The sequence below is a fragment of the Streptomyces sp. NPDC037242 genome (assembly GCF_055604165.1).
The window spans coordinates 49,142-69,730 of record NZ_JBVJUY010000042.1; the positions used below are offsets into that span (position 1 = coordinate 49,142).

General features: G+C 73.3%; 18 protein-coding genes. 6 read left to right on the plus strand and 12 right to left on the minus strand.

What is annotated here, in order from left to right; translation table 11 throughout:
• Positions 1-25: 25 nt before the first annotated feature.
• Together ACZ7GJ_RS34470 and ACZ7GJ_RS34475 are read right to left on the minus strand one after the other, a co-directional pair.
• The gene (locus ACZ7GJ_RS34470) at positions 26-988 is read right to left on the minus strand and encodes an SCO1860 family LAETG-anchored protein (RefSeq protein ID WP_470757400.1); all 963 of its coding nucleotides are present in this window, start codon (positions 986-988) and stop codon (positions 26-28) included.
• Between the two features lie 284 nt (positions 989-1,272).
• Positions 1,273-2,385 (minus strand): amidohydrolase family protein, encoded by a 1,113-nt coding sequence (locus ACZ7GJ_RS34475; RefSeq protein ID WP_470757402.1) that lies wholly within the window; start codon positions 2,383-2,385, stop codon positions 1,273-1,275.
• 64 nt (positions 2,386-2,449) lie between these two features.
• Between ACZ7GJ_RS34475 and ACZ7GJ_RS34480 the strand changes: the two genes are divergently transcribed.
• Positions 2,450-3,529 carry a pyridoxal-phosphate-dependent aminotransferase family protein gene (locus ACZ7GJ_RS34480; protein WP_470757404.1) on the plus strand — a complete coding sequence of 360 codons (1,080 nt, stop codon included), beginning with the start codon at positions 2,450-2,452 and terminating at the stop codon, positions 3,527-3,529.
• A 66-nt stretch (positions 3,530-3,595) separates the two neighbouring features.
• Here ACZ7GJ_RS34480 and ACZ7GJ_RS34485 read toward each other — a convergent pair whose 3' ends face one another.
• The 8 genes from ACZ7GJ_RS34485 to ACZ7GJ_RS34520 form a co-directional block, all read right to left on the minus strand.
• A complete protein-coding gene (locus ACZ7GJ_RS34485) occupies positions 3,596-4,648 on the minus strand; it encodes an aminotransferase class V-fold PLP-dependent enzyme (protein WP_470757406.1) in 1,053 nt (350 codons plus the stop codon).
• 69 nt (positions 4,649-4,717) lie between these two features.
• A complete protein-coding gene (locus ACZ7GJ_RS34490; protein WP_470757408.1) occupies positions 4,718-5,437 on the minus strand; it encodes a DsbA family oxidoreductase in 720 nt (239 codons plus the stop codon).
• A gap of 74 nt (positions 5,438-5,511) precedes the next feature.
• Positions 5,512-6,024 (minus strand): GNAT family N-acetyltransferase, encoded by a 513-nt coding sequence (locus ACZ7GJ_RS34495; protein WP_470757409.1) that lies wholly within the window; start codon positions 6,022-6,024, stop codon positions 5,512-5,514.
• A 97-nt stretch (positions 6,025-6,121) separates the two neighbouring features.
• Entirely contained in the window at positions 6,122-7,579 is a 1,458-nt protein-coding gene (locus tag ACZ7GJ_RS34500) for a peptidoglycan D,D-transpeptidase FtsI family protein (protein ID WP_470757411.1), read from the minus strand.
• A 73-nt stretch (positions 7,580-7,652) separates the two neighbouring features.
• On the minus strand, positions 7,653-8,312 hold the full coding sequence (locus ACZ7GJ_RS34505) for a response regulator (RefSeq protein ID WP_470757413.1): 660 nt from the start codon (positions 8,310-8,312) through the stop codon (positions 7,653-7,655).
• Entirely contained in the window at positions 8,309-9,634 is a 1,326-nt protein-coding gene (locus ACZ7GJ_RS34510) for a sensor histidine kinase (protein WP_470757415.1), read from the minus strand. Before ACZ7GJ_RS34510 ends, ACZ7GJ_RS34505 begins: the two co-directional genes overlap by 4 nt.
• Complete coding sequence (locus ACZ7GJ_RS34515; protein WP_470757417.1) at positions 9,634-10,626, minus strand: hypothetical protein; 993 nt, start codon at positions 10,624-10,626, stop codon at positions 9,634-9,636. Before ACZ7GJ_RS34515 ends, ACZ7GJ_RS34510 begins: the two co-directional genes overlap by 1 nt.
• 106 nt (positions 10,627-10,732) lie before the next feature.
• Complete coding sequence (locus ACZ7GJ_RS34520) at positions 10,733-11,551, minus strand: IclR family transcriptional regulator (protein ID WP_470757419.1); 819 nt, start codon at positions 11,549-11,551, stop codon at positions 10,733-10,735.
• Positions 11,552-11,698: 147 nt separating this feature from the next.
• Here ACZ7GJ_RS34520 and ACZ7GJ_RS34525 point away from each other — a divergent pair, with 147 nt between their 5' ends.
• From ACZ7GJ_RS34525 to ACZ7GJ_RS34540, 4 genes are all read left to right on the plus strand, one after another.
• Entirely contained in the window at positions 11,699-13,273 is a 1,575-nt protein-coding gene (locus tag ACZ7GJ_RS34525) for an aldehyde dehydrogenase (NADP(+)) (protein WP_470757421.1), read from the plus strand.
• Between the two features lie 80 nt (positions 13,274-13,353).
• The gene (locus ACZ7GJ_RS34530; protein ID WP_470757423.1) at positions 13,354-13,575 is read left to right on the plus strand and encodes a hypothetical protein; all 222 of its coding nucleotides are present in this window, start codon (positions 13,354-13,356) and stop codon (positions 13,573-13,575) included.
• Positions 13,576-13,628: 53 nt separating this feature from the next.
• Positions 13,629-14,789: a TerD family protein gene (locus ACZ7GJ_RS34535; RefSeq protein WP_470757425.1), complete on the plus strand. Its 1,161-nt coding sequence runs from the start codon at positions 13,629-13,631 to the stop codon at positions 14,787-14,789.
• A 102-nt stretch (positions 14,790-14,891) separates the two neighbouring features.
• Complete coding sequence (locus ACZ7GJ_RS34540) at positions 14,892-15,068, plus strand: hypothetical protein (RefSeq protein WP_365920836.1); 177 nt, start codon at positions 14,892-14,894, stop codon at positions 15,066-15,068.
• Positions 15,069-15,170: 102 nt separating this feature from the next.
• Here ACZ7GJ_RS34540 and ACZ7GJ_RS34545 read toward each other — a convergent pair whose 3' ends face one another.
• Both ACZ7GJ_RS34545 and ACZ7GJ_RS34550 read right to left on the minus strand, forming a co-directional pair.
• Positions 15,171-16,610, minus strand: coding sequence for an alkaline phosphatase PhoX (locus ACZ7GJ_RS34545; RefSeq protein ID WP_470757427.1), 1,440 nt, complete (start codon positions 16,608-16,610; stop codon positions 15,171-15,173).
• Between the two features lie 166 nt (positions 16,611-16,776).
• Positions 16,777-18,348 (minus strand): hypothetical protein, encoded by a 1,572-nt coding sequence (locus tag ACZ7GJ_RS34550; protein ID WP_470757429.1) that lies wholly within the window; start codon positions 18,346-18,348, stop codon positions 16,777-16,779.
• Positions 18,349-18,639: 291 nt separating this feature from the next.
• Between ACZ7GJ_RS34550 and ACZ7GJ_RS34555 the strand changes: the two genes are divergently transcribed.
• The gene (locus ACZ7GJ_RS34555) at positions 18,640-20,481 is read left to right on the plus strand and encodes an endonuclease/exonuclease/phosphatase family protein (protein ID WP_470757431.1); all 1,842 of its coding nucleotides are present in this window, start codon (positions 18,640-18,642) and stop codon (positions 20,479-20,481) included.
• Positions 20,482-20,589: the final 108 nt, after the last annotated feature.

The following is a 20,589-nucleotide window of genomic DNA, read 5'->3' on the forward strand; positions in this document are numbered from 1 at the left end:
GGGGCGAGGGCCGATACGAGGAGCGCTACGAGGCCCTGCCGCGGCGGGTCACCACCAGCGCGCCCGCGCCGACGCCGAGCAGGATCAGCGCGCCGCCCGCGACGTACGGGGTGAGGGAACCGCCGCCGGTCTCGGCGAGGTTGGCCTCGGTGGCGAGGGCCGACCCGGTCCCGGAGGCGGCCGTCTGGGGCTTGACGTCGGCCGCGGCGGCGGAGGTCGTGCCGGACGGCGCACCGGACGACGCGCCGGGGGTGGCGGACGTGCTCGGCGCCTGCCCCGCGGGGGACTCGCAGCGCGCCTCGGCGAGCACGACCTCGCCCTCCACCTGTGCCACGTTCAGGCTCAGCGGGTTCACCGAGACCTTCAGCCGCAGGGCCGCCGCGGCGGCCGTGGTGGAGGTGGTCTCGGTACCGGACAGCTCCAGGCTGACCAGGCCCACGCCCGGCACCTCGACCTTGGTCGGGCCGCCCGCGGAGAGGGTGACCTTCTTGCCGAGCGCGGTCACGGTGCCGAGGACGTTCGAGCTCGCCACGGGCTTGCGGCCCGCCTCGCAGACGGCCTTGGAGGTGACCTTCTCCACCTCGACGAGGGAGAGCGCGGGCAGCCCCGGCACGTGCACACGGGCCTTGGCGAGGTTGGCCTCCGCCTCCGCGCGGTTCTTGTCGGCGGTCGCGCGGGACGTGGCGACGTCGGCCCGCAGCACGCTCACCGGCTTGCCCCCTTCGACCCCGTCCAGGGTCACGGCCAGTGCCTTCTTCTCGGCGGATGCCGGGGCGCTGACCTCGTTGAGGGTGGCGGTCAGCGGGATGTGCAGGGTCTTGTTGAGCAGGCCCACGTCCAGTCCGGTGCGCAGGACGACGGCACTGGCCCTGCCCTCGCCCCCGGCGTGGCCGCCTCCCGTGGCGAAGGCGGGCGGAGCGGCGAGCAGGGCCACCGCTCCCGTGGCGAGCAGAGCGGCCGCGGGCATGCGGAAGGTGTTGCTGTTCAAGTTGGTGGAACCCCCAGGGAGATGGGAGCCGTCGCGCCGCCAATGGGGGACATTGCGCGCGCCGACGGCCTCGACCCCGGAATCTTTACGCACTGAGAGTGAACGGGCAGCAACCCGGCGTGAGTTCACCCCAAAGGGTGGTTTCCACGCATGTATTCGATTTCTTGCGCCTCATGAGAAACGGGAGTTCCCCCGTCCCCCGCCCGTGACGGGCTCCGACCCCGGCGATGGCGTTCACAACGACCGCCGGGCCGCCGGGGTAACGCCCTGTCAACCAATCGGGATCAGGCCACGACCCGGCCGTTCACGACGACGCGCAGCGGCTGCGCCAGCACCCGTACGTCGGCCCGCGGGTCGCTCGCGTACACGACGAGGTCGGCCGGCGCGCCCTCGGTCAGGCCGGGCCTGCCGAGCCAGCTGCGGGCGCCCCACGCGGTCGCCGAGAGGGCCTCCAGCGGCGGGATGCCGGCCTTCACGAGCTCCGCGACCTCGGCGGCGACCAGGCCGTGGGGCAGGGAGCCGCCCGCGTCGGTGCCGACGTAGACCCCGATGCCCGCGTCGTAGGCCGCGCGGACGGTGTCGTAGCGGCGCTCATGGAGCCGGCGCATGTGCGCCGACCAACCGGGGAACTTCGCCTCGCCGCCGGCTGCCAGCTTCGGGAAGGTCGCGATGTTCACCAGGGTCGGCACGATGGCGACCCCGCGCTCCGCGAACAGCGGGATGGTGTCCTCCGTGAGCCCGGTCGCGTGCTCGATGCAGTCGATGCCCGCCTCGACCAGGTCGCGCAGCGCGGTCTCGGCGAAGCAGTGCGCGGTGACACGGGCGCCCAGCCGGTGCGCCTCGGCGATGGCCGCCTCCACCTCGGCGCGCGGCCAGCAGGCGGTCAGGTCCCCGGCTTCGCGGTCGATCCAGTCGCCGACCAGCTTGACCCAGCCGTCGCCGCGGCGGGCCTCCCGGCCGACGTACTCGACGAGGTCGGCCGGCTCGATCTCGTGGGCGTAGTTGCGGATGTAGCGCCGGGTGCGGGCGATGTGCCGGCCCGCCCGGATGATCTTCGGCAGGTCCTCGCGGTCGTCGATCCAGCGGGTGTCGGACGGCGATCCGGCGTCGCGGATGAGGAGGGTGCCGGCGGCGCGGTCCTCCAGCGCCTGGCGTTCGGCGGTCTGCGCGTCGACCGGCCCGTGGGCGTCGAGTCCCACGTGGCAGTGCGCGTCGACCAGGCCCGGCAGGACCCAGCCGGCGACCTCGGTGATCTCGCGGGCGGCGCGCGGCCGCTCGTACGAGATCCGGCCGCCCACCACCCAGACCTCGTCGCAGACCTCATCGGGTCCGATGAGCACCCGCCCCTTCACGTGCAGCACCCGACCCGGTTCGCCGAACCCGCTCACATCGCTCATGTCGGCACCCTACGTGCGCGGTCGTTAGGCTTTCGCGGTAACCCCGGACGAAGAGAGCAGTGCCGTGACCCACCCCCTCCTGGACCTTCCGCCGCTCACCGCGGAGCGCTTCGCGTCGATCGAGCGGGGCGTCGCGGACCTCCTCTCCACCCGGCAGGACGTGGTGATCACGCAGGGCGAGGCGCTGCTGCCGCTGGAGGGGTGCATCCGGTCGGGCGCGCGGCCCGGTTCGACGGCGCTGAACATCGTCACCGGCCCGTACGGGACCACCTTCGGCAACTGGCTGCGCGACTGCGGGGCGACGGTGGTGGACCTGGCGGTCCCCTTCGACACGGCGGTGACGGCGCGGCAGGTCGCCGGGGCGCTGGCCGCGCACCCGGAGATCGACTTCGTGTCGCTGGTCCACGCGGAGGCCGCCACCGGCAACACCAACCCGGTCGCGGAGATCGGCGAGGTGGTACGGGCCCACGGGGCGCTGTTCATGCTCGACGCGGTGGCGTCGGTGGGCGCCGAGCCGCTGCTGCCCGACGCGTGGGGCGTGGACCTGTGCGTGATCGGCGCACAGAAGGCGATGGGCGGCCCGGCGGGCGTCTCGGCGGTGTCGGTCTCCGAGCGCGCCTGGGCCCGCTTCGCCGAGAACCCGGCCGCGCCCCGCCGCTCGTACCTCTCCCTGCTGGACTGGAAGGAGCGCTGGATCGACGGCGGGCGCGGGACGCTGCTGCACGCGCCGGCGCAGTTGGAGATGCTGGCGCTGGAGGCCTGCCTGGACCGGATCGCGGCCGAGGGGCTGCCCGCGCTGACGGCCCGCCACGCGGCCGCGGCGGCGGCGACCCGCGCGGGGGCGGCGGCGCTGGGCGTCGCCCCGTACGTCGGCCTCGCGTCGGCGGCGGCGCCGGTGGCCACCACCCTGCGCGTCCCGGAGGCGGCGCTGGTGGTGGCCAAGGCCCTGGCCGCGGACCCGGCGGCGCCGCTCGCGGCGGGCGGCGGCGCGCTGGCCCAGGAGATGGTCCGGGTCAACCACTACGGCCCGGCGGCGTCGCTGCCCGTGGTCCAGGCCTCGCTGACGGCCCTCGCGACCGCCCTGGCGGCCGACCCGGCGCCGGCGCTCGACGCGGCCGCGGCGGCCTGGGCGGCGGCCCTCTGACCTAGGGGGTGTCTGGCGAGAGCACGTGCCGGGCGTCGCGACGCCGCGGACACCCGTCAGACACCCCTAGGAGAGGGCGTCCAGCAGTCGGTCCACGTCCGCCTCGGTGGTGTAGAGGTGGAACGAGGCGCGCAGGGCGCCCGCGCGGGCGGAGGTGGCGATGCCGGCGGCCAGGAGTGCGGGCTGCCGGTCGGCGAGGCCCGGCAGCGAGACGATGGCCGAATCGCCGGGGACCGGCTCGTGGCCGAGGCGGGCGAGACCGGCACGGTAGCGGGCCGCGAGGGCGGTGTCGTGGGCGTGGACGGCCTCGATGCCGATCCGCTCCAGCAGCGCCAGGGAGGCCTCGGCCGCGTGGTAGGCGAGGAAGGTGGGTGACTCGTCGAACCGGCGGGCTCCGTGGGCCAGTTGCGGCATGGGTCCGTAGGTGGCGTCCCACATGGATTCGGCCGCGACCCAGCCGGCGTGCAGGGGGGTCAGGGTGTCCTGGGCCTCCTGCGAGACGGTCAGGTACGAGGCTCCGCGGCCGCCGAGCAGCCACTTGTAGCCGGCCGTGACCGTGTACTCGTACGGTGACGCGTCGAAGGGCAGCCAGCCCGCCGCCTGGGTCGCGTCCACCAGCATGCGGGCCCCGTGCGCGGTCGTCGCCGCGCGCACCGCGGCGAGGTCGGCCGTCCGCCCGTCCGCGGACTGTACGGCGCTCAGCGAGACCAGCGCGGTGTCCGGGCCGACGGCTTCGGCGAGGGATTCCAGCGGCGCGAAGCGGACCTTGAGGTCGTCGCGCACCACGAAGGGGTTGATCACGGAGGCGAAGTCGCCCTCCGGGCAGAGGACTTCGGCGCCGGCGGGCAGGGAGGCCGAGACCAGGCCGACATGGGTGGCGACGGACGAGCCGAGGGCGACCCGGTCGACACCCACGCCGACCAGCCGTGCGAAGGCGGCGCGGACCCGGTCCACGCGGTCGAAGTCGCCGAATCCGGTGGGGAGTCCGGCCCCCGCCGCCTCGGCGAGTTCGCGTACGGCGGCGACGGCGGAACGCGGGAGGACGCCGCAGGTGGCGGTGTTCAGGTAGGTGGTGGAATGGGCGAACTCGGCACGGGCAGCTTCGACGAGAAGATCCATGCGTCCACTCTGCGCCGAGTCCGACCCAAAGTCCATTACCTAATTTTATGCGCCGACCTAAAGGAAGACTTATGCCTGCGGGACGGCGCACGCGCCGTCGGGCTCGCACGCCCCGGCCTCGGACCCGGCTCCGGACACGGGCTCGATGACCTCGCGCCCGGCCCAGGCCTGCTCCAGTGCCCGGGTGAACACCTCGGCGGGCTGCCCGCCGGAGATCCCGTAGCGGCGGTCGAGGACGAAGAACGGGACGGCGTTGGCGCCGAGTTCGGCCGCCTCGCGCTCGTCGGCCCGCACCTCGGCGGCGTAGGCGGAGTCGTCGGCGAGGACCGCGCGGGCCTCTGCCTCGTCCAGTCCGGCCTCGACGGCGAGCGCAACCAGCACCTCGGGGTCGAACACGGACCGCTCCTCGGCGAAGTTGGCCCGGTACGCGAGGTCGAGCAGCTCCTCCTGCCGGCCGCGCGCGGCGGCCAGGTGCAGCAGGCGGTGGATGTCGAAGGTGTTGCCGTGGTCACGGCCCTCGGTGCGGTACGTCAGCCCCTCGGCGCGGGCGGAGGCGGCGACGTTCTCCTCCATGCCGCGCGCCTCGTCGAGGGTGCGGCCGTACTTCTTGGCCAGCAGCTCCAGGACCGGTGCCACCTGGCCCTTGGGGCTGTTCGGGTCGAGCTCGAAGGAGCGGAAGACGACTTCCACTTCGTCACGGTGCGCGAAGTCGGCCAGCCCCTTGGTGAAGCGGGCCTTGCCTACGTAGCACCACGGACAAGCGATGTCGCTCCAGATCTCGACGCGCATGTTCCTTCTTCTCTCCTCGTCCGGGACGTTCCGGGGAATGAACTGTTCCGGGTTCAACCAACTGGTCCGGCGTCTCATTCCCCGGACGTCGGCGCGGCCGGAGCCGGAGCCGGAGCCACTGTGAGCCACAGGGTGCGGTGGGAGCCGGGGCGGGGGCCGGGCTGGGCCGGGAGCCAGCCGTGGGCGGCGTAGAAGGCCTGGGCGCGGAGGTTGTGCTCGTAGACCTCCAGGCGGACCCGGCGGACTCCGGCCCGGCGCCAGGCCTCGACGCATGCCGCATGCAAGGCGGCCCCGGTGCCGCGGCGCCAGTGGACGGGGTCCACATGGAGCTGGGTGAGGGTGGTCTCGCCGTCGGCGGTACGGAAGGCGGCTATCCCCGTGAGCTCCCCGTCCTGCTCGGCGCAGAGCACCCCGCCGTCGGCGGCGGCCCGCGCGACGGCCACGGACCAGCCCTCGCGGGTGCGCGCGAGCTCGGCGGCGCCGCCGTACTCCTCCTCGGGGACGCGGCCCTGGTAGTAGGTGGCGCGGGCCCGGGTGTGGAGGGCGGCGATGGCGTCGAGGTCGGCTGGGCGCGCGGTTCTGATCATGGGAAGGAGAACGCGCCGGGAACCGTGTCGGTTCCCGGCGCGCGCCCCGCGCGCCCTCGCGTCCGCGCGATCCGGCCACCCGCCCGGCGGGGCGCCGCTACTTCTTCAGCCAGGCCGCCATCATCTTCTGCGCGATCGGCGCGGCCAGCTTGCCGCCGCCGATCTCGGAGCGGTCCGTGTCCGAGTTCTCGATCACGATGGCCACCGCGATCTGCTTGCCGTTCGCCTTTCCGTACGAGGTGAACCAGGCGAGCGGATTCAGGCTGTTGTTGACACCGCGCTGGGCGGTGCCGGTCTTGCCGCCGACCTCGGCCCCCGGCACCTGCGCGGTCTTGCCGCCGCCGTCCGTGGCCACGGTGCGCATGGCGTCCTGGAGCATCGAGGCGGTCTTGGCGCTCATGACCTGTTCGGACTTCGGGTCCTTGAAGCTCTCCAGCACGTTGCCGTTGGAGTCGGTGACGTCGGAGACCATGTGCGGGGCCACCAGCTTGCCGCCGTTCTCGATCGCGGCCGTGACCATCGCCATCTGGAACGGCGTGGCCTGCACGTCGAACTGGCCGATGCCCGTCTGCGCGACCTGGTCGACCGACATCTTCTTCGACGGGTACTTGCTGGACGGGGTGGTGCGGACCGGGGTGTCGATCTCCTTGTTGAAACCGAGCTTCTCGGCCATCGCGCGCATCTTGTCCTGGCCCAGCCGGTGCGCGTACTCCGCGAAGACGTTGTTGCAGGACTTCTTCAGCGCGTCGCGCGCCGAGACGTTGTTGCAGCCCGCGTCGCCGGCCTCGCTGGGCAGCTTGGTGACGGTGCCGGGGATCGTGTACGGGGCCGCGATCCCGGTCGGCGCGTCGATGTTGGTGACGAGCCCGTTCTCGATCGCCGCGGCGAGGGTGACCAGCTTGAAGGTGGAGCCCGGAGCCTGCGGCTTGCGCAGGGCGTCGTTCTCCATGGCCTTGCCCTTGCCGTCCTCGCCCAGGTACTCCTTCCAGGCGGCCCCGTCGCCGGCGCCCGCGATGCGGCCCGGGTCGTAGGACGGGTTGTTCACCACGGCGAGGATGGAGCCGGTGGCGGGATCGATGGCGACGGCGGAGCCCTGGTAGTCCTTGAGCGCGTCGTAGGCCGCCTTCTGCACGTCCTTGTCGATCGTGGTCAGGACGTTGCCGGGGGCGGCCCGCTTGTTCGTCATCACGTCCATGATCGACTTCAGTCGGCTGTCGGAGCCGTTGAGGATGCCCGCGTAGACGCCTTCCAGCATGCTCGTGCCGTAGACCTGCGAGCTGCGGCCGGTGATCGGCGCGTAGAGCGGGCCGTCCGTGTAGGTCCGCTTGTATCCGAAGTCCTTGTCCTCGGTGGTCTTCGTCGAGCCCGTGATCGCCTCTCCGCCCACGATGATGTTCCCGAGCGGGTTCGCGAACTGGTCGATCTTGTTCCGTCGGTTGTTCTTGTCGTCTGCGAGGGCCTGGCCTTGGTACGCCTGCACCCAGGTGACCCGCACCAAAAGGGCCAGCACCAGGAGAAGACAGAAGACCGACGCACGCCTGATCGTTTTGTTCATCCCCCAGAAGGACGTCCCAGGGCCCCCAGCCGTTCCGCTCTGCCCCGATTGTGGCGGGGTTCTCAGCTTTTCTTCATCTGACCCTCGGCAGGAACCCTCCCTCGTACGCCGCGATGACCGCCTGCGTGCGGTCCCGGGAACCGGTCTTGGCCAGGACCGCGGCGACATGGGTCTTCACCGTCTGCGGCCCGACACCGAGGCGCTCGCTCAGCTCGTGGTTGGACAGCCCGGTGGCCATCAGGCGCAGTACGTCGGCCTCCCGGTCGGTGAGCCGGGCCACCCAGGGCGCGGCCGGGGCCCCGGGCGCGTGGGCGGCGGCCAGGGAGCGGACCGCGGCCGGGAAGAGCACGGAGTCGCCGCGGGACACGAGCCGGATCGCGCCGATCAGCTCGTCGGGATCGGCGCGCTTGAGCAGGAACCCGGCGGCGCCGGCGCGCAGCGCGCCGTACACGTAGGAGTCGTTCTCGAAGGTGGTGACGACGAGGATCCGGGGCGGCCCTGCCATGGTCGCGAGGATCTGCTCGGTGGCACGGATGCCGTCGACCTCGGGCATCCGGACGTCCATCAGCACCACGTCGGGGGCCAGCGCCCGGACCAGGGACACGGCCTCCGCACCGGTGACCGCCTCGCCGACCACCTCCAGGTCGGGCTCGGCCTCCAGGATGACCCGCAGGGCGGTGCGGACCATCCGCTCGTCGTCGGCGAGCACGATCCGCAGCGGCGGCCGGCTCATCGGGGGCCCGCGCTCAGGGGGAGGACGGCCCGCAGCCGCCACCTGTCCTCGTGGGGCCCGGCCTCGATGCGGCCCCCGAGCAGCGAGGCCCGCTCGGCGGCGCCGCGCAGACCGCGGCCTCCCGTCGTCCGGGGCTCCCCGCCCTCGGAGGCGGCCGGCGGGTTGGTCATGGTGATCTCCAGTTCGATGGGTCCGTTCCGTTCCTTCTCGCCCCGGCCCCCGGGTGCCAGATGTCCCCCGGCGCCCGCGCGGACGGCGATCCGCACGTCCACCGGGCCCCCGCCGTGGCGCAGGGCGTTGCTCAGGCCCTCCTGGACGATCCGGTACGCCTCGCGGGAGACGATCACCGGGAGCTGCCCCCAGCCCCCGGCGGGTCCCGGGTCCAGGTCGGTGCGGACCAGGGTGCCGGCCGCCCGGGTACGGGCCAGCAGCCCGTCGAGGTCGGCGTCGAGGGTCGGCGCGGGCGCGGCGTCCGGCCGCTCCGGGTCCCCGTCCCGCAGCAGGCCGAGGACCGCGTCCAGTTCGCCGACCGTGCGCCGGGCGGTGTCCTCGATCGCCGTCAGCGCCTCCCGTACGAAGCCCTGGTCGCTGTCGAGCACCCGCCGGGCGGCGTTCGCCTGGAGGGTGACGGCGCTCAGCGCGTGCCCGACCGCGTCGTGCAGCTCCCGCGCCAGCCGGTTGCGCACCGCCAGGTCGGCGGCCCGCTCCTCGGCCGCCGCCAGCCGGTCCGCCGCCGTCGGCCCGAGCAGTACGGGTGCCAGCCGGGCCAGCAGGGCCCCGGACCCGGCGATGCACAGCGCCAGGCCGATCAGCAGCCCGGCCCCGAGCAGCGGTGCGAGGTACGGCTGGGCGTCGGTGCTGAACCAGCCGATCCCGACCCCCATCCCCCGCAGCGACCTCACGAACGGGAGCGCGATCAGCGCCACCGCCATCGGCGGCACCGCGAGGCTCAACGCGCTGACGGGCGCCCCGACCCCCAGGTGCAGGGTCCACCAGGCCGCGGTCCGCCCCCGGGCGGCCCAGGAGCGGGCGGGCCCCTCGGCCAGCCGCTCCCCCGGCACCCCGCACATGGCCCGGACCGCGGCCACCGACATCGGCCGGACCAGAGGGGACACCGCCGTCGCGGCGGCCAGCGGCAGCGCGGCCGCATACGCGGTGAGGCTCAGCGGGAGCGAGTCGAGGGCGTTGGAGCCGCCGGCGGCCATGCCGACCACCACCTGCGTGAGCAGGAAGTACGGCATCATCAGGGCCCCGCCGAGCACCAGGTGCACCCAGCGCAGCCGGGCCCGCACCCCCAGCAGCCGGCCCAGCCGCCCGCGCATCACCCCTCTCGGCGGGAGGTGAGGAAGCGGGTGAGGACGACAGCCCCGAGCAGTCCGGTGATCATCTGGCCAGCGTAGGCCAACTGGGTGGCGGCGGTGGGCCCTTCACCGCCGTCCAGCTGCGGCCCCAGCGAGGTGATCAGCGTCCACAGCCCCCAGCTCATCGCCGCCGAGGACCCCGTCCACGCGACGGCCAGTGGCCACCGCGCCCCCGACTCCCCGCCCCGGGCCAGGAGCACCGCCCCCGCCCCGGCCGCGAGCGCGCACAGCCCGTGCACCGCGGACACCACGGCCACACCGGTGGAGAACTCCGCCACCCGGTCGGCGCCCATCCCGGCCTCACCGCCGAAGGCCCAGTAGAGGAGCACCGCCCCCACCGCCAGGCCCGACAGCGCCGCGGCTCCCGCCACCACCCCCGTGGACGACGGGAGCCGCCGGCCTATCGCGCCCTGCCACCGCCAACCCCAGCGCTCCCGCGCATAGGGCACGAACAGCCCGGCGAGGGCGAGTCCCTGGATCGTGAAGCCGGTGTAGACGACGGTGAAGACCCACGAGTCGAGGAAGGGCTCCCGGGCCGCCTCCGCGGGCCCGTCCGTCCCCAGGCCCAGCGCCCGTACGAGCAGTTGGCCGGGGAACCCGGTGAGGATCGGGGTGAGCAGCCCGGTGGCGACGAAGGCCGGTACGGCCGGCAGCCAGGACGGCACCCGCAGCCCCCACGGCCGGGTGAACATCAGCACGAGCACGATCACGCTGGCGTCCATGGCCAACGTGACGGAATTGGCCACGATGAGCCCCGGGCCGGGCTCCAGCAGCACACTGCCGTCGGGTATCCCGATCCGGCTCCCGGACAGCCAGGCGGCCTTCAGGGCCAGGTACGGCAGGGTGGCGGCCAGGGCCACCGCCCGCAGGATCCGCCGTCCGGCCCCCGGGCCGGGGGCGGACGGCTGCTTCGGACTCGTCGCGTACGCCGGTTCAACGGCTCGTGTGGTCATGACCCAACGGTCCCGCGCCCGCGGCCCCGACACCTCCCCCGTGAAGGGGAACCCGCTCCCCCGCCCGGGGGAGGAACCCCTGCCTCCCCCGCTCACATCCGCCGGGTCACATCCGCCGGGTCACCGCCGACAGCCGGTCCCGTGCCTCGAACAGCGCGGCCTTGATGGCCCGTTCGTGCCCCGGCGTCAGCCGCGCCACCGGCACCGAGCAGCTCACCGCGTCCCGCGCCGGCGTGCGGTACGGCAGCGCGACCCCGAAGCAGCGCAGCCCCAGGGTGTTCTCCTCGCGGTCGACGGCATACCCCTGCTCGCGCACCAGGGCCAGCTCCTCGATGAGCCGCTCCCGGTCGGTGACGGTGTGTTCGGTGACCGCTTCCAGCCGCCGCGGCAGCAGGGCCCGTACCTCCTCGTCCGTGTGCGTGGCCAGCAGCGCCTTGCCGAGCGCCGTGGAGTGCACGGGCAGCCGCCGCCCGACCCGGGTGAAGGGCCTCAGGTAGTGCTGGGACTGGCGGGTGGCGAGGTAGACCACGCTCGTCCCGTCCAGCCGGGCCAGGTGGATGGTCTCCGTGGTGTCGTCGGACAGCCGGTCGAGGGCGGGCCTGGCGGCCGCGACCACCTCGTCCCCGTCGATGTACGAGCTGCCGACGAGCAGCGCCCGTACGCCGATGCCGTACCTCGTCCCGGTCGCGTCCGTCTCCACCCACCCCAGGTTCACCAGCGTGCGCAGCAGCATGTAGAGGCTGGACTTGGGCAGGGACAGGTCCTGCTGTATGTCGGCCAGGCTGTGCAGTCCCGGCCGGGCCGCGAAGTGCTCCAGCAGCAGGACCGTGCGTACGGCCGACTTGACCGCCGCCGACGCGCCCGCGCCCCCCGCACCGGCCGGGCCCTGCGAAGCCTCCGGCTCCACCGACTCAGTTGTGGCCATTCGCCTTCGTGCCCCTCTTGTCCCTTGTCAACCCGGAAGACGTGGAAATAGAGTCCACGATGGATGTGATCATTCATCCATCGGAACAGCGTTCAGAATACTGAACGGCATCGCGCGGGTCAGCGTAGATCCAGGAGGCAGTGCGCCATGGCAGCAACACCAGTCTGGAGTGTGGACCCCCGCACCGGGAAGCAGCGCGAACAGGTTGCGGTCGAGGCCACATCCCGCGAAGTGGACGAAGCCGTACGCGCCGCCCACGCGGCCCGCGGCGCGCTCGCCGACGCCGCCACCCGCGCCGCCTTCCTGCGCGGCGCCGCCGACCTCCTCGACGCGTCGGCCGACCACGTCGTCGAGGCCGCGGACGCCGAGACCGCGCTCGGCCCGGGCCGCCTCACCGGCGAGCTCGCCCGCACGACCGGCCAGCTGCGGGCCTTCGCGGACGCCGTGGACGAGGGCGCCTACCTCGACATCCGCATCGACCGCGCCGACCCCGACCGCACGCCCCCGCGCCCCGAACTGCGCCGTTTCAAGGTGCCGCTGGGCGTGGTCGCCGTCTACGCCGCGTCCAACTTCCCGCTCGCCTTCTCCGTTCCCGGCGGGGACACCGCGAGCGCTCTGGCGGCCGGCTGCCCCGTGGTCGTCAAGGCGCACCCCGACCACCCGGCCACCTCCGAGCTCTGCGCCTCGCTGCTGCGCCGGGCGGCCGTCGCCGCCGGGCTCCCGGCCGACGTCGTGTCCGTGGTGCACGGGTTCGACTCGGGCCTGGAGCTGATCCGCCACCCGCTCGTCTCCGCGGCCGGGTTCACCGGGTCGATCCGGGGCGGACGGGCCCTCTTCGACGCGGCCGCCGCCCGGCCCGTGCCCATCCCCTTCCACGGGGAGCTCGGCTCCCTCAACCCCGTCGTGATCACCCCCGCGGCCGCCGCCGAGCGCGCCGAGGAGATCGGCGCCGGGCTGGCGGGCTCGGTCACGCTCGGCGTCGGCCAGTTCTGCGTCAAGCCGGGCCTGGTGCTGGTGCCCGAGGGTGCGGACGGCGACCGGGTCACCGGCGCGCTGACCAAGGCCCTCGGGGAGAGCGAGCCGGGCGTGCTGCTGGACCACCGGATGCGGGAGAACTTCGTCGCCGGCGTCCGCGAGCGGACCGCGCTGGCAGGGGTCACCGCGCCCGTCACGCCGGGCGCGGGCGGCGAGCACACCGTCGGCGCGGGCTACCTGAGCGTCGCGGCGCGCAACCTCGTCGGCGTCGAGAGCGGCAACAGCGGCGACAGGGGCGACAGCGGGTACGAGGTGCTGCTGGAGGAGTGCTTCGGCCCGGTCACCGTGGTCGTCCGCTACGCCGACCAGGGCGAGGCGGCCGCGGTGCTGGACCGGCTCTCCGGCAACCTGAGCGCCACGCTGCAGCTCTCGGCGGCCGAGGCCGGGGGCGGCGCGGGTCCCGCCGCGGAGCTGCTCGCGCAGGTCACGGCGCTGGCCGGGCGGGTCGTGGTGAACAACTGGCCCACCGGCGTGGCCGTGGCCCCTGCCCAGCACCACGGCGGCCCCTACCCGGCGGCGACCTCGCACTCCACCTCGGTCGGCGGGACCGCGATCGAGCGCTGGCTGCGCCCGGTGGCCTACCAGTCTGTGCCCGACGCGCTCCTCCCGCCGGAGCTGCGCGAGGCCAACCCGCTGGGGCTGCCGCGCCGCGTCACGGAAGCGGGCCCGGAGCAGGCCCCGGCCTAGGTCGTGTCGTCAAAGTCCCGTCTGGCCGGCGGGGCTAATCCCGTTGCCTGCCCCGCCCCGCGCGGGGCAGGCTGCGGTCCATGCCGAAGCCGCACGGATTCTCGTACGAACGACTGGGCGACAACACCGTCGTCATCACGCACCAGGGCCGGACCGCGGGCACCCTGCGGGGCGGCCGGGCCGAGAAGTTCCTGGCCGAGGTGGAATCCGGCGACGCCCAGCTGGTCATGGCCCGCTGGACCGGCGCGTACAAGTTCGGCAACGAGCGCACCGCGAAGAACCACCCCCGCAACCGGCGCTGAAATCTCGCGCGAGTGTAAGGGAACGGCAAAGCCATGTCGGTCGTTCTGGATGCATGACCGCAATGACCCCTGGTTCCAACCTGCCGCTCAATACCGTCCGCGTGACGGTGGACGTGGCTGCTCCGGTGCGGCTCGACGTGTCCGGTCTCCTCCTCACGGCGGACGGCAAGGTGCGCTCCGACGCCGACTTCATCTTCTACAACCAGCCGTCCGGCCCCGGTATCACCTACCGGTCCGGCGGCGGTGCGGCGCCGGACTCGATCACCGTGGACACCGGCGCGCTGCCGCCCGGCATCGAGCGGATCGTGGTCACGGCCAGCCCCGATGCCGCCGGGCAGACCTTCCAGGGCATCGAGCCGACCGCGACCGTTCGGGACACGGCCAGCGGCTCGGTGATCGCGACCTTCACCCCGCCGCAGCTCGGCGCGGAGACGGCCCTCGTGGTCGTCGAGGTCTACCAGCGCGGCGGCGCGTGGAAGGTGCGCGCGGTCGGCCAGGGGTACGCGAACGGCCTGGCCGGCATCGCGACCGACTTCGGGGTCTCGGTGGACGAGGAGGCGCCCCCGCCGCCCCCGGCCACGATCCCGACCCCCCCGCAGATGCCCCCGACACCTCCCCCCGCCACCGTCGACACCGGCAAGGTCAACCTGGACAAGGGCCGGGTCACCCTCCAGAAGAACCAGACCGTGTCCCTGGTCAAGGGCGGCCGCCCGCTGCTCTCCCAGGTCAAGATGGGCCTCGGCTGGGAGCCCGCGTTCCGCGGGCGGGACATCGACCTCGACGCCTCGGTCATCGCGTACGGCCCCCAGCGCAACCACATCGACAGCTGCTACTTCGGCAAGCTGTCCATCCTGGGCGGCTCCATCAAGCACTCCGGCGACAACCTCACCGGCGAGGGCGCGGGCGACGACGAGGTCATCGTGGTGGACCTCGGCCGGCTCCCCGCCGAGACGACGGGGCTGGTCTTCACGGTCAATTCCTTCTCCGGCCAGAAGTTCACCGAGGTGGCCAAGGCCTACTGCCGCCTGATCGACGCCGCGAGCGGCGAGGAGCTGGTGCGCTTCGACCTCACGGGCGCCGAGCCCCAGACCGGCGTGATGATGGCGAAGCTGATCAAGCAGTTCTCCGGCGAATGGGAGATGACTGCCATGGGCGAGTTTGTGAAGTCCCGCACAGTGCGCGGCATGGTCAAGCCGGCCTCGCAGGCACTCTGAGCAGGTGGGCGGGCACATGGAGCCACCGATCACCGCTCCGGGTGATCGATTCCACCCTTAATCGGGAGGTGGCTGTCAGTGCCCGCCCGTAGCCTGGATCCCATGCACCAGACACTCCAGCCCGCGGGTCCCGCGCGCCCGTCCGCCGCCGAGGCGAACGAGGCGATCCGGCACCTCGTCGAGACTCGGGTGGATGGCGAGTGGCCCTCCGACGCGTATGAATTCCTGCTGGAGGAGTGGGCCGCGGCCAGCCGCGCCGAGGCATGTCCGAACCGTTGAGCCGGGGAGTCGGCAGGACGCCGACCCCCACTCGATGAGCCGCTGAGCTCCGAGCCGCCGGGACCACCACCCGGCGGCTCAGTCATACCGGGCGCCGGCGCATCAGCGCGTACGCCGCCACGGACCCGTGATGGCCAGCATGATGCCCGGGTCCTGGATGCTGGCGAAGAGCGTCCGTCCGTCCGGCGAGAAGCAGACGCCGGCGAACTCCGAGTACTCCGGCTCCTCGGCCGTCCCCACGTTCAGCTCGTTGCGCGCCAGCGGGTACGTGCGCCCCGACTCGGTCGCGCCGAAGAGGTGCTGCAGCCCCGAGCCGTCCTCCGCGATGACCAGGCCGCCGTACGGGGACACCGTGATGTTGTCCGGACCGTCGTAGCCGCCGTCGGCCGCCGGGTCGGCGTTCACCCCGAGCAGGACCGTCAGCCGGATCGTCCGCCGCTTGGGGTCGTAGAACCACACCTGGCCGTCGTGCGCGGCGCCCGGGCTCTCCTCACGGGCGAACGAGGAGACGAAGTAGGCGCCGCCATCGGCCCACCACATCCCCTCCAGCTTGCGCCCCCGAGTCACCGCGCCGGTCCCGAACTGCTTGCGCACCGCGACCGTCCGCGCGTCGCGGTCCGCGACCGGCACCCAGTCGACCCCGTACACGGTGCCGATCTTCGTGGCCCGCGAGAGGTCGTCGACGAACACGCCCGAGCTGTCGAAGCACTTGGCCGCAGCGAGCACGCCGGCGTCGGCCGCGAGGGTACGCAGCTTGCCGCGCCCGTGGTGGAAACCGCGCGGCGGGGTCCACCGGTAGAGCAGTCCGTTGGGGCCGGAGGCGTCCTCGGTCAGGTAGGCGTGGCCGTGCCTGGGGTCGATGACCACCGCCTCGTGCGCGTACCGGCCGAAGGCCTTGACCGGCTTCGGGTCGCGGTTGGCGCGGCGGTCGTGCGGGTCCACCTCGAAGACGTAGCCGTGGTCCTTGGTCATGCCGTTCTTGCCGGCGAGGTCCTCGGTCTCCTCGCAGGTCAGCCAGGTCCCCCAGGGCGTGGAACCGCCCGCGCAGTTGGTCGACGTACCGGCGACGCCCACCCATTCGGCGACCTCGCCGCCGCACCGGACCTCGACGATCGTGCAGCCGCCGGCCGCGGCCGGGTCGTAGACGAGGCCCTCGGTGAGCGGTACGGGGTGCGTCCAGCTGGTCCGCGGACCCTTCAGCTCGTGGTTGTTGACGAGGAGGGTGACCCCGCGGCGGCCCTCGAAGGCGGCCGTCCCGTCGTGGTTGGACGGAGTGGACTCGCCGGAGTCGAGCTTGGTGACACCGCTGTGCGTGAGGACGCGGTAGCCGAATCCGGCGGGGAGCGCGAGGATGCCCGCCGGGTCGGGGACGAGCGGGCCGTAGCCGGGCCCCTTGGGGCGGCCGTGTTCGTCGCGCTGCGTGCTGTCGTCGGCCGCCAGCGCCCCCGGGGCCGTGGCGAGTGCGCCGACCGTCCCGGTGAGCGCGACGCCGGCACCGGCGATGACGGTGCGGGCGGTGAAATCTCTACGGCTGAGCGGCATCGGGTCTCCTGGGGGTGGGGAGGTGGTGCGCCTGCGGTGCAGTCGTCGGCGCACACGCTCCCGCCCGCACCTGAATGCCCGCTGAACTACCCAGGAATGGAGAGCGACCCCTTCGCCCGGTCGGGTATGGCCAACTCCGCTTCAGGAACGTCTCATTACAGCCGTCTCACGCGTGCCGGGAACGCGCCTTGAACGCGGCCTTGCGGGCCTCCTTGGCCATCTTCTTGTCCGGGTGCAGCCGTCCCATCGCCTCCAGGACGTACGCCGTCGCCGGGTGCTCCACGCGCCACACCTGGTCGAAGAACCCCGTGTGGTGGGCGGTGAGCGTGTCCATCAGGACCGGCAGCTCCTCCGTCTCCCCGTCCGCGGCCAACTGCGCCGCGATCGTGTCGACGGTCAGCCAGAACACCATCTCCCCGTCCGGCGCCGGTACGTCGGCCACCCCGCGCTCCGCCAGCCAGACCCGGGCGAGCCCGCCGAGCTCCGCGTCGTGCAGCACCGCGCGGACCGCCGGCTCGGCCTCCGCCCCGGCCGGGGCGAGGGCCTGCTGGCAGCGCAGCCGGCGCAGCGGGGCTCCCTCGTCGTCGCCCTTGGCGGCGGCGAGCAGTTCGGCGACCGCGGTGGGCAGCTCGCGGCCGGCCAGCCACTGCTCGATCTCGGCCTGTGCCGCGCTCTCGGGGTAGAGGGAGATCGCGTCGAGCAGTGCGTCGGCGCCCTTGTCGGCCAGTTCGCCGACGGCCGGGGCCTCGACGCCGGCCTCCAGCATGCGGGCGCGGATCCCGTACAGGCCGAGGGGGGTCAGGCGGACCATGCCGTACCGGGAGACGTCCTCCTCGTCGTCCTCGTCGGCGCGTCGGGCCGCGGCGGCCGGCTCCTCCTCGCCGGCCTCCGCCAGCAGCTCCTCGTCGACGGGGCGGAACTCGACGAGCCCGATCGGCTCCAGCTGCCGGAACTGGTCGTCGAGGCGCATCATCGCGTCCGAGACCTGTTCCAGGACGGCGTCGGTCGGGTCGCCCATGTCGTCGGGCACCACCATCGAGGCGGCTAGCACGGGCAGCGGCACGGGGCCGTCGGCCGATCCGCCCTCGGCGACGGTGAGCAGGTAGAGGTTGGCGAGGACCCCGTCGAGGAAGTCCGCCTCGCGGCCGAGGTTCCAGTCGAGCTGGTCGAAGTCGATCTCGCCGCCCGCGTCGAGCGCGTCCACGAGGTCGTCCAGGGCCGGTACCGCCGCGTCCGCGAGGACCGTGTCCAGGGCCGCGAGCCACAGGTCGAGCACGTCGCCGGGGGCGCCGCCGGTCACCAGCGCGAGGTCCTCGCCCGCGGCTGCGGTGCCGAACCCCCGTGCCTCGTCGGCCGCGTCCAGCGGGTCGTGCGCGCCCGCGCCGGCCGCCCCGGCCGCAGCGTTCCCGTCCGCGCCCGCGCCCCCGGGCTCGCACTCGGCCTCGTCCTCGTCCGGCTCGGTCACGTCGACCAGGCCGGTGTCCACGGCGACCCGCCAGGCCTGGCTCGCGTACACCGGGGAGTCCTCGTCGGCGGGGTCGAGGCCGAGCACCGCGACGGCCTCGGGGAGCTGGGCCGCGACGAGTTCGCCGCCGACGTCCACGCGGGTGTCGGGTCCGGCCCAGCGGGCGAGGCGTACCGCGCGCGCGAACAGCGGGGCGGCGAGGGCGTCTCGGGCCAGCTCCGCGTCGGAGAGCAGCCGGACCGGCGGCAGCGTGGGGTGCGACTCAGCGGACATGGGGCGGTTCTCCTCGCGGGCGCGGTGGGGCGGTCGTGCGGTCGGACGGCCCTCGGACAGCCCTGCGGCGGGGCGGCCCGACGGTCGTGCGGCCGGGCGGCGGGCGGTCGTGACCTTCTTGCGGCGCCCCAGCGTAGACGCAATTCGGGCGGCCCCGGCGGGCCATCCCCTTTGGTTCATCCCACAGACCGCTTTCGTATCCCCTGTAGGGGTTGACAACTTTGCAGGCCAGGAACGAAATTGACGCGCGTAGATATACGCGTTCCCCATCCCACACCGGAGTTCCTGCCCATGCGCTCCTCGCATCCCCGTTCCGCCGCCGTCGCGGCCCTCGTCGCCACCGCGCTGGCCACCGGCCTGCTCGCCGGTTCCGCCGACGCCGCCGAGGGTGCCGCGTCGGCCGATCCGATACGCATCCACGACATTCAGGGCACCACCCGGATATCCCCGCTCAACGGCAAGCAGGTCGCCGATGTCGAGGGCATCGTGACGGGCGTACGCACGTACGGCTCGCGCGGCTTCTGGATCCAGGACCCCGACGCGGACGACAACGCCGCCACCAGCGAGGGCGTGTTCGTCTTCACCAGCTCGGTCCCGACCGTCGCCGTGGGCGACGCGGTCAAGGTCTCCGGCCTGGTCGGCGAGTACGTCCCCGGCGGCGTCGCCTCCGGCAACCAGTCGGCCACCCAGATCTCCAAGCCGGTCGTGACCGTCGTCTCCTCGGGCAACGCCCTGCCCGAGGCCACCGCCATCAACGAGTACTCGGTCCCCGCCGAGTACGCCCCGGCCGGCGACGCGGCCGCCGCGGGCAGCATCAACGGCCTGACCCTGGACCCCTCGCGCTACGCCCTGGACTACTACGAGTCCCTTGAGGGCATGAACGTCAAGATCGGCACCTCGCGCGTGGTCGGCGCCACCGACCCGTACTCGGAGCTGTGGGTCACGGTGAAGGGCTGGGAGAACGCCGCCAAGCGCGGCGGCACGATCTACGGCTCGTACGAGTCCCAGAACACCGGCCGCCTCCAGATCCAGCAGCTCGCGCCGATCGCGCAGCAGCCCTTCCCGGTGGCCAACGTCGGCGACAAGCTGACCGGCACCACCGAAGGCCCGCTGGACTTCAACCAGTTCGGCGGCTACACCCTGGTGGCCCGCACCCTCGGCACCGTCAAGGCGGGCACCCTGGCCCCCGAGAAGACCAAGCCGCAGTCCCCGGGCGAGCTCGCGGTGGCCACGTACAACGTGGAGAACCTCGACCCGACCGACCCGCAGGAGAAGTTCGACAACCTCGCCAAGGCGGTCGTCGAGAACCTGGCCTCCCCCGACATCCTCGCCCTGGAGGAGATCCAGGACGACAACGGCGCCAAGAACGACGGCACCGTCTCGGCGGAGCAGACGCTGACGAAGTTCACCACGGCGATCGCCGCGGCGGGCGGCCCGGCCTACCAGTGGCGGACCGTCAACCCGCAGGACAAGAAGGACGGCGGCGAGCCCGGCGGCAACATCCGCCAGGTGTTCCTCTTCAACCCGGCGCGGGTCTCCTTCACCGAGCGCGCCCCGGGTGACGCGGTGACGGCGACCGGCGTGGTCAAGGAGAACGGCAAGGCCGCCCTGACCCACTCCCCCGGCCGCATCGACCCGGCGAACCCGGCGTGGGCGGACAGCCGCAAGCCGCTGGCCGGCGAGTTCGTCTTCCGCGGCCGGACGGTCTTCGTGATCGCCAACCACTTCGGCTCCAAGGGCGGCGACGAGGGCCTGACCTCGCACCACCAGCCGCCGGTGCGCAAGTCGGAGGAGAAGCGACTGCTCCAGGCGCAGGCCGTGAACGGCTTCGTCAAGGAGATCCTGGCGGCGGAGAAGAACGCGAACGTCCTCGTCCTCGGCGACATCAACGACTTCGAGTTCTCGGCGACGACGAACGCGCTGGCCGACGGCGGTGCGCTGTACCCGGCGATCAAGTCGCTGCCGAAGTCGGAGCGGTACTCGTACGTCTTCCAGGGCAACGCGCAGGTGCTGGACCAGATCCTGACGAGCCCGGCGATCAAGTCGTTCACGTACGACAGCGTGCACATCAACGCCGAGTTCGCGAACCAGAACAGCGACCACGACCCGCAGGTGCTGCGCTTCCGCCCGTAGTCACACGCACGGCCGAGGGGGGGGGGGGGGGGGGGGGGGGGGGGGGGGGGGGGGGGGGGGGGGGGGGGGGGGGGGGGGGGGGGGGGGGGGGGGGGGGGGGGGGGGGGG

Coding starts and splice junctions, on each gene's coding strand:
- ACZ7GJ_RS34525 (WP_470757421.1), top strand. CDS start 11,699: ATGGCAGCAACACCAGTCTGGAGTGTGGACCCCCGCACCGGGAAGCAG.
- ACZ7GJ_RS34475 (WP_470757402.1), bottom strand. CDS start 2,385: ATGAGCGATGTGAGCGGGTTCGGCGAACCGGGTCGGGTGCTGCACGTG.
- ACZ7GJ_RS34485 (WP_470757406.1), bottom strand. CDS start 4,648: ATGGATCTTCTCGTCGAAGCTGCCCGTGCCGAGTTCGCCCATTCCACC.
- ACZ7GJ_RS34515 (WP_470757417.1), bottom strand. CDS start 10,626: ATGACCACACGAGCCGTTGAACCGGCGTACGCGACGAGTCCGAAGCAG.
- ACZ7GJ_RS34490 (WP_470757408.1), bottom strand. CDS start 5,437: ATGCGCGTCGAGATCTGGAGCGACATCGCTTGTCCGTGGTGCTACGTA.
- ACZ7GJ_RS34535 (WP_470757425.1), top strand. CDS start 13,629: ATGACCGCAATGACCCCTGGTTCCAACCTGCCGCTCAATACCGTCCGC.
- ACZ7GJ_RS34530 (WP_470757423.1), top strand. CDS start 13,354: ATGCCGAAGCCGCACGGATTCTCGTACGAACGACTGGGCGACAACACC.
- ACZ7GJ_RS34500 (WP_470757411.1), bottom strand. CDS start 7,579: ATGAACAAAACGATCAGGCGTGCGTCGGTCTTCTGTCTTCTCCTGGTG.
- ACZ7GJ_RS34550 (WP_470757429.1), bottom strand. CDS start 18,348: ATGTCCGCTGAGTCGCACCCCACGCTGCCGCCGGTCCGGCTGCTCTCC.
- ACZ7GJ_RS34555 (WP_470757431.1), top strand. CDS start 18,640: ATGCGCTCCTCGCATCCCCGTTCCGCCGCCGTCGCGGCCCTCGTCGCC.
- ACZ7GJ_RS34520 (WP_470757419.1), bottom strand. CDS start 11,551: ATGGCCACAACTGAGTCGGTGGAGCCGGAGGCTTCGCAGGGCCCGGCC.
- ACZ7GJ_RS34495 (WP_470757409.1), bottom strand. CDS start 6,024: ATGATCAGAACCGCGCGCCCAGCCGACCTCGACGCCATCGCCGCCCTC.
- ACZ7GJ_RS34505 (WP_470757413.1), bottom strand. CDS start 8,312: ATGAGCCGGCCGCCGCTGCGGATCGTGCTCGCCGACGACGAGCGGATG.
- ACZ7GJ_RS34510 (WP_470757415.1), bottom strand. CDS start 9,634: ATGCGCGGGCGGCTGGGCCGGCTGCTGGGGGTGCGGGCCCGGCTGCGC.
- ACZ7GJ_RS34545 (WP_470757427.1), bottom strand. CDS start 16,610: ATGCCGCTCAGCCGTAGAGATTTCACCGCCCGCACCGTCATCGCCGGT.
- ACZ7GJ_RS34540 (WP_365920836.1), top strand. CDS start 14,892: ATGCACCAGACACTCCAGCCCGCGGGTCCCGCGCGCCCGTCCGCCGCC.